Below are 6000 nucleotides of genomic sequence, written 5' to 3' on the forward strand. Positions count from 1 at the left end.
CCTTTCCTACCAGATGTAGGCGATGACCTCGCCGCCGATGCCCTTCTTGCGGGCATCGCGATCGGTCATCACGCCGTTGCTTGTAGAGATGATTGCGGTGCCAAGTCCGCCGAGCACGCGAGGCAGCTCGTCCTTGCCGGCGTAGATGCGCAGGCCGGGCTTGGAGATGCGCTTGATGCCGCGGATGGTCTTGGCCTTCTTCTCGCCGTACTTCAGTACGATTTCCAGCTGAGCGCGGGGGGCACCCTCGACCTCGACGACGTCGAAGCCCTGGATGTAGCCCTCCTGCTCCATGATGCGAGCGATCTCGACGAGCTTCTTGCTCGTCGGCATCGACACGCTCGCCTTTCCAGCAGAGTTCGCGTTACGCACACGCGTAAGCATGTCTGCGATGGGATCGGTCATGGTCATAGTGAGTTTCTCCTTTGGTTCGTGATGAGCCGTGCGAATCCGGTTCGCTGTCGCCCGTAGCGACCGCGCCTGGGTTCGAGGCACACCCGGTTTGCAAGTCGAATCGGTAACGGGGCCTTGTGGCAGGCTTCCTACCAGGACGACTTGGTGACGCCGGGCAGCTCGCCTTTGTTTGCCAGTTCGCGCAAGCACACGCGGCACAGACCGAACTTGCGGTAGTAGCCGCGAGGGCGTCCGCAACGCATGCAGCGGTTGTGCTGGCGCGTCGAGAACTTCGGCTCGCGCTTGGCCTTGGCGACCATCGATTTCTTAGCCATGTAGTTCCTTCTTTCTCGCATCCGAGCCGCGCATGGCTTGCATCGGCATCGGATTCCAGTGGTTTCGCGGACGGGCGGCTGCCGGTCCGTGTACGCCTTTCACGACCGGAAACTAGTCGTGGTCGCGATCCTTGAACGGGAAGCCGAACGCAGACAGCAGCGCGAACGCGTCGTCATCGTCCTTGGCGGTGGTGACGAAGGTGATGTCCATGCCGCGCGTGCGGTCGATCTTGTCGTAGTCAATCTCGGGGAAGATCAGCTGCTCGGTGATGCCCAGCGAGTAGTTGCCGCGGCCGTCGAAGCTCTTCGGCGAGATGCCGCGGAAGTCGCGGACGCGAGGCAGGGCGGTGGCCAGCAGACGGTCCATGAACTCGTACATGCGGTCGCCGCGCAGCGTAACCTTGCAGCCAATGGGCTGACCCTCACGCACATGGAAGCCGGCGATGGACTTCTTAGCACGGGTGACGCAGGGCTGCTGGCCGGTGATGATGCGCATATCGGCCACGGCGGCGTCGAGCAGCTTGTGGTCGGAGGCGGCAGCGCCCACGCCCATGTTCACCACGATCTTCTCCAGCTTGGGAACCTCGTTGATGTTCCGGATGCCCAGGTCGGCCTCGAGCTTGGGCACGATCTCGGTTGCGTACTTTTCCTTCAGGCGAGGTGCCATGATATTCTTCCTTTCGATGGATTAAACGCAGGATTTCCGACCCCGCGTCCCCGGCTTGCGCCGGGGCCATGGTTGCTTCTCAATCCTTGCTCGGCATTAGCGCCGAGCAAGGTTTTCGAGGTGCCCCGAATTGCCGTGAAAGCCCGAGGAGCGTATCGAGGTACGCAACAAAGCCTTGGAGCGGCAAGGCGAGGTGCCTCGGAAAGCTTGCTTAGTCGATATCCTTGCCGCACTTCTTGCAGACTCGGACCTTCTTGCCCGCCTCGTTCACGCGCTTGCTCACGCGGGTGGGCTGCTTGCACTCGGGGCACACCAGCATCACGTTGGACACGTGCAGCGGGGCCTCGATGGAGGAGATGCCGCCCTGCGGATTGGCCTGAGTGGGGCGCATGGCCTTCTTGACCATGTTCACCTTCTCCACCACCACGCGCTGGGCCTTGGGGATGGACTTCTTCACCTCGCCCTGCTTGCCCTTGTCCTTGCCGGTGAGCACGACGACGGTGTCGCCCTTCTTGATCTTCATGCTATTCATTCAGCACACCTCCCCTACAGCGTCTCGGGTGCCAGAGACACGATCTTCATGTACTTCTTGTCACGCAGCTCGCGGGCCACGGGCCCGAAGATGCGGGTGCCGCGGGGAGCGCCCTGGTTGTCGATGAGGACGCAGGCGTTCTGATCGAAGCGAATGTAGGAACCGTCGGCGCGACGGACCTCCTTCTTCACGCGAACGATGACGCAGCGAACCACATCGCCCTTCTTCACGTTGCCGTTGGGGTTCGCTTCCTTCACGCTGCAGATGATGACATCTCCCAGTCCTGCATAGCGGCGCTTCGAGCCGCCCAGGACCTTGATGCACTGCACCTTGCGAGCGCCGGAGTTGTCCGCAACGGCGAGCATGGATTGCATCTGAATCATTGCTGAAACCTAACTTTCGTGTCGGTAGTCGTCACAGGCTATCTGGAGCGGACTACTTGGCCTTCTCGACGATCTTCACCAAACGCCAGCGCTTCAGCTTGGACAGCGGGCGCGTCTCCATGATCTGCACGGTGTCGCCGATGCCAGCCTCGTTGTTCTCGTCGTGGGCGTGGAACTTCTTGGTGGTGGTCATCATCTTCTTGTACACGGGATGGGGCTTGCGCTCCTTCACCAGCACGACGCAGGTCTTGTCGTTGCAGTCGCTGACAACCACGCCCTGGCGTACCTTGCGTAGATTACGTTCTTCACTCATTGGCTTTCAAACCTTACCTTTCCGTCCGGCCTTAAGCGGAAAGCTCGCGGGCACGCATCTCGGTGAGGATGCGCGCGATGTCCTTTTTTACCTGCTTCACGCGGGAGGTGTTGTCGAGCTGGCTCGTGGCCATCTGGAAGCGCAGGTTGAACAGCTCGGCTCGCGCCTCCTTGAGTTTCGCCTGCAAATCTTCGGCAGACAGCTCGCGGATCTCTGCTGCTTTCATTTACTCCTGCCCTTCAGTCTCGCGGGAAACGATCTTGCACTTGATGGGCAGCTTGTTGACTGCCAGGCGCAAGGCTTCCTTGGCGGTTTCGTCATCAACGCCGTCGATCTCGAACATGATGCGGCCGGGCTTGACGACGGCCACCCAGGCCTCGGGGTTGCCTTTGCCCGAGCCCATGCGGGTCTCGGCGGGCTTCTGCGTGATGGGCTTGTCGGGGAATATGGTGATCCACACCTTGCCGCCACGCTTCATGTAACGGGTCATCGCGATACGAGCAGCCTCGATCTGGCGGTTCGTGATCCAATGGGCCTCCAGCGCCTGGATGCCCCAGGAGCCGTGGTTCAGGCGGGTGCCGCCCTTGGCGCGTCCCTTCATGGAACCGCGCTGCACCTTACGGTGCTTGACACGCTTAGGTACCAGCATTACTTACGCCCCCTCTCGTTGCGGTCGCCGCGACGGGGACGGCTGGGGCGGGAGCTTCCCTCCAGCGCGGGCTGGGGAGCCTTCTGGCCCGGCAGCACCTCGCCGTGGTAGACCCACACCTGCACGCCGATGGAACCCATGGTGGTGGCGGCGGTGGCGAATCCATAGTCAATCTTGGCGCGCAGCGTATGCAGCGGCACGCGGCCTTCGCGATACCACTCGCGGCGGCTCATCTCGGCGCCGCCCAGACGGCCGGAGCACTGGATACGGATACCCTTGGCGCCGGACTTCATGGCGGACTGCACGGCCTTGCGCATGGCGCGACGGAAAGCCACGCGGCCCTCCAGCTGCTCGGCCACGGACTGGGCGATCAGCGCGGCGTCCAGCTCGGGACGCTTGACCTCGATGACCTCGATGGTCACGGGGCCGCTGGTGACCTTCTCAAGCTTCTTGCGCAGAGCGTCGATCTCGGCGCCCTTCTTGCCGATGACGACGCCGGGGCGAGCGGTGGTGATGACAATCTTCACCTTGTCGCCGGCGCGCTCGATCTCTACCTTGGAGACGGCGGCACGGGCGAGCTGCTTGTCCAGGAATTTCCTGATGGCCAGGTCATTCTCCAGATTGCTGGCGTAGTCCTTGTCGGCGTACCAACGGCTGCGCCAATCCTCGGTGATGCCCAGGCGGAACCCGGTGGGGCTTACTTTCTGACCCATGCGACCTTATGCCTCCTCTCGGGTTGCGACGATAACGGTGATGTGGCTGGTGCGCTTGCGAATGGGAGAAGCGCTGCCCTTGGCGCGGGGGCGGATACGCTTGAGCGTGGGGCCCTCGTCCACATAGGTGGTCTTCACGACCAGCTGCTCGGGACGCACGTGGTGCAGGTTCTCTGCGTTGGCCACGGCGGAGTTGAGCGTCTTCTCCACGATCTCGGCGCAGCCGCGATTCGTGAACGCCAGGATCTCGCGGGCGGCAGGCACGGACTTGCCGCGGATGAGGTCGACGACCACGCGCGCCTTACGGGGCGAAACGCGGACGTAGCGTGCAATAGCTTTAGCTTCCATGATTCACCCCTTCTACTTTCTCTTGCCCTTGTCGGCGGAATGGCCCTTGAAGGTACGGGTGGGGGCGAACTCGCCCAGCTTGTGCCCGACCATGGACTCGGTGATGTAAACCGGCACATGCTTGCGGCCGTCGTGAACGGCGATGGTGTGGCCGACCATCTCGGGGAAGATGGTGGAGGCGCGAGACCAGGTCTTCACGACTTCCTTGATGCCCTCGGCGTTCTGCTTCTCGATTCGCTCAAGAAGGCGCGGCTCGACGTAGGGGCCCTTCTTCAAACTTCTACTCACTATTACTCCTTAACGTACTCGCGCTACTTCTTGCGACGACGGATGATCAAGCGGCTCGAAGCCTTCTTGGGGTTGCGGGTACGATGGCCCTTGGTAGGAACGCCCCAGGGGGTCACGGGGTGACGGCCGGAGGTCTTGTTCTTGCCCTCGCCACCGCCGTGGGGGTGGTCAACAGGGTTCATGACGGTACCGCGGACCGAGGGGCGGATGCCCTTCCAGCGGTTGCGACCGGCCTTGCCGATGGTGATGTTGGAGTGCTCGGCGTTGCCCACCTCGCCCACCGTGGCGCGGCAGGTCAGAAGCACGCGGCGCATCTCGGAAGAGGGCATGCGCAGAATGGCGTACTTGCCCTCCTTGCCCATCAGCTGAACGCTAGTGCCGGCCGAGCGAGCAATCGCGGCGCCCTTGCCCGGCTGCAGCTCGATGGCATGCACCAGGGTACCGACGGGGATGTTGGCCAGCGGCAGGGCGTTGCCGGGCTTGATGTCGGCGTCAGGGCCGCTCATGATGGTGTCGCCCACGCGCAGACCCTTCGGATGAAGGATGTAGCGCTTCTCGCCGTCGGCGTAGTGCAGCAGGGCGATGCGGGCGGAGCGGTTCGGATCGTACTCGATCGTGGCCACCTTGGCCGGCACACCGTCCTTGTTGCGCTTGAAGTCGATGATGCGGTAGCGGCGCTTGTTGCCGCCGCCCTGGTGGCGCGTGGTGATGCGCCCGTAGCAATTGCGCCCGGCCTTCTTCGGCAGAGGCGCGAGCAGGCTCTTCTCCGGCTTGTCCGTCGTGATTTCGGCGAAATCCGAAACCGTCTGGAAGCGGCGGCCGGGACTAGTCGGCTTGTACTGCTTAACTCCCATTCTTACCTTTCCTTCCTGCGGAGAACCCCTGATGGGGCACTCCCTTGCGGCCCTTCCCTCACGCGCCTCTCCGCGCACCGAAGGACCTCTCTGCTTTTCCGTGGTCTCCGATTGCCGGGAAGCTGCTGAGAGGCTGAAGCTCCTCGACGCCGGTTAACCACGCGTCCGGGTGTATCCATTGCTGGCCAGACGCAAATGAAAAGTATATGAGTTGGGCGTATTCGCGGCAAGAATTGATTGAACCGCACGAAGAAAAGCACAGTCCGCACACAAGAGGGCGCAAGGCTAGCCGGCACAGGAGCAGCTCCGTCCGGAAGGAGCAGTGCATGAGGGCGGGGTTCCGCAGCATTTCCCGCAGAACCCCGCCCTCATGCACTGCTGCGCCGGCAGGAAGCGACGAAAAGGAAGCTGGGCTATAGGGGGTGGCGGCAACGGGGAGGCTGGCAGCAGGGGGGTGTTCCTATAGTTTTGTCAACTGATTTCCTGGATTGATTTTCGCCAAGAAGGCAATGCTAGCGCGGGGCC

General features: G+C 62.5%; 12 protein-coding genes. All 12 read right to left on the minus strand.

All coding sequences use genetic code 11. The features are described from left to right. Positions 1–6: 6 nt before the first annotated feature. Complete coding sequence (rpsH, locus tag NFR41_RS09450; protein ID WP_160212792.1) at positions 7–411, minus strand: 30S ribosomal protein S8; 405 nt, start codon at positions 409–411, stop codon at positions 7–9. Positions 412–542: 131 nt separating this feature from the next. Then, entirely contained in the window at positions 543–728 is a 186-nt protein-coding gene (locus tag NFR41_RS09455; RefSeq protein WP_160212793.1) for a type Z 30S ribosomal protein S14, read from the minus strand. A 112-nt stretch (positions 729–840) separates the two neighbouring features. Further along, complete coding sequence (gene rplE / locus NFR41_RS09460; protein ID WP_160212953.1) at positions 841–1398, minus strand: 50S ribosomal protein L5; 558 nt, start codon at positions 1396–1398, stop codon at positions 841–843. A 208-nt stretch (positions 1399–1606) separates the two neighbouring features. After that, entirely contained in the window at positions 1607–1927 is a 321-nt protein-coding gene (gene rplX / locus NFR41_RS09465; protein WP_160212794.1) for a 50S ribosomal protein L24, read from the minus strand. A gap of 14 nt (positions 1928–1941) precedes the next feature. After that, positions 1942–2310, minus strand: coding sequence for a 50S ribosomal protein L14 (gene rplN, locus NFR41_RS09470; protein WP_160212795.1), 369 nt, complete (start codon positions 2308–2310; stop codon positions 1942–1944). Between the two features lie 52 nt (positions 2311–2362). Next, positions 2363–2623: a 30S ribosomal protein S17 gene (gene rpsQ / locus NFR41_RS09475; protein ID WP_160212796.1), complete on the minus strand. Its 261-nt coding sequence runs from the start codon at positions 2621–2623 to the stop codon at positions 2363–2365. A 31-nt stretch (positions 2624–2654) separates the two neighbouring features. Then, positions 2655–2849, minus strand: coding sequence for a 50S ribosomal protein L29 (rpmC, locus tag NFR41_RS09480; RefSeq protein WP_160212797.1), 195 nt, complete (start codon positions 2847–2849; stop codon positions 2655–2657). After that, positions 2850–3272 carry a 50S ribosomal protein L16 gene (gene rplP, locus NFR41_RS09485; protein ID WP_160212798.1) on the minus strand — a complete coding sequence of 141 codons (423 nt, stop codon included), beginning with the start codon at positions 3270–3272 and terminating at the stop codon, positions 2850–2852. It abuts the gene before it with no gap. Beyond that, on the minus strand, positions 3272–3985 hold the full coding sequence (rpsC, locus tag NFR41_RS09490; protein WP_160212799.1) for a 30S ribosomal protein S3: 714 nt from the start codon (positions 3983–3985) through the stop codon (positions 3272–3274). Before rpsC ends, rplP begins: the two co-directional genes overlap by 1 nt. 6 nt (positions 3986–3991) lie before the next feature. Next, the gene (rplV, locus tag NFR41_RS09495) at positions 3992–4333 is read right to left on the minus strand and encodes a 50S ribosomal protein L22 (protein WP_160212800.1); all 342 of its coding nucleotides are present in this window, start codon (positions 4331–4333) and stop codon (positions 3992–3994) included. A 12-nt stretch (positions 4334–4345) separates the two neighbouring features. Continuing rightward, positions 4346–4621, minus strand: coding sequence for a 30S ribosomal protein S19 (rpsS, locus tag NFR41_RS09500; RefSeq protein WP_160212801.1), 276 nt, complete (start codon positions 4619–4621; stop codon positions 4346–4348). A 23-nt stretch (positions 4622–4644) separates the two neighbouring features. Then, on the minus strand, positions 4645–5475 hold the full coding sequence (gene rplB / locus NFR41_RS09505) for a 50S ribosomal protein L2 (RefSeq protein ID WP_160212802.1): 831 nt from the start codon (positions 5473–5475) through the stop codon (positions 4645–4647). Positions 5476–6000 lie beyond the last annotated feature (525 nt).

The organism is Adlercreutzia aquisgranensis (assembly GCF_943193145.1).
Classification (GTDB): domain Bacteria; phylum Actinomycetota; class Coriobacteriia; order Coriobacteriales; family Eggerthellaceae; genus Xiamenia; species Xiamenia aquisgranensis.

What these genes read in the sequence shown, in the direction of transcription:
- rpsH (WP_160212792.1), bottom strand. Translation starts at nt 411, where the DNA reads ATGACCATGACCGATCCCATCGCAGACATGCTTACGCGTGTGCGTAAC.
- rplB (WP_160212802.1), bottom strand. Translation starts at nt 5,475, where the DNA reads ATGGGAGTTAAGCAGTACAAGCCGACTAGTCCCGGCCGCCGCTTCCAG.
- rpsC (WP_160212799.1), bottom strand. Translation starts at nt 3,985, where the DNA reads ATGGGTCAGAAAGTAAGCCCCACCGGGTTCCGCCTGGGCATCACCGAG.
- NFR41_RS09455 (WP_160212793.1), bottom strand. Translation starts at nt 728, where the DNA reads ATGGCTAAGAAATCGATGGTCGCCAAGGCCAAGCGCGAGCCGAAGTTC.
- rplP (WP_160212798.1), bottom strand. Translation starts at nt 3,272, where the DNA reads ATGCTGGTACCTAAGCGTGTCAAGCACCGTAAGGTGCAGCGCGGTTCC.
- rplX (WP_160212794.1), bottom strand. Translation starts at nt 1,927, where the DNA reads ATGAATAGCATGAAGATCAAGAAGGGCGACACCGTCGTCGTGCTCACC.
- rplV (WP_160212800.1), bottom strand. Translation starts at nt 4,333, where the DNA reads ATGGAAGCTAAAGCTATTGCACGCTACGTCCGCGTTTCGCCCCGTAAG.
- rpmC (WP_160212797.1), bottom strand. Translation starts at nt 2,849, where the DNA reads ATGAAAGCAGCAGAGATCCGCGAGCTGTCTGCCGAAGATTTGCAGGCG.
- rpsQ (WP_160212796.1), bottom strand. Translation starts at nt 2,623, where the DNA reads ATGAGTGAAGAACGTAATCTACGCAAGGTACGCCAGGGCGTGGTTGTC.
- rplN (WP_160212795.1), bottom strand. Translation starts at nt 2,310, where the DNA reads ATGATTCAGATGCAATCCATGCTCGCCGTTGCGGACAACTCCGGCGCT.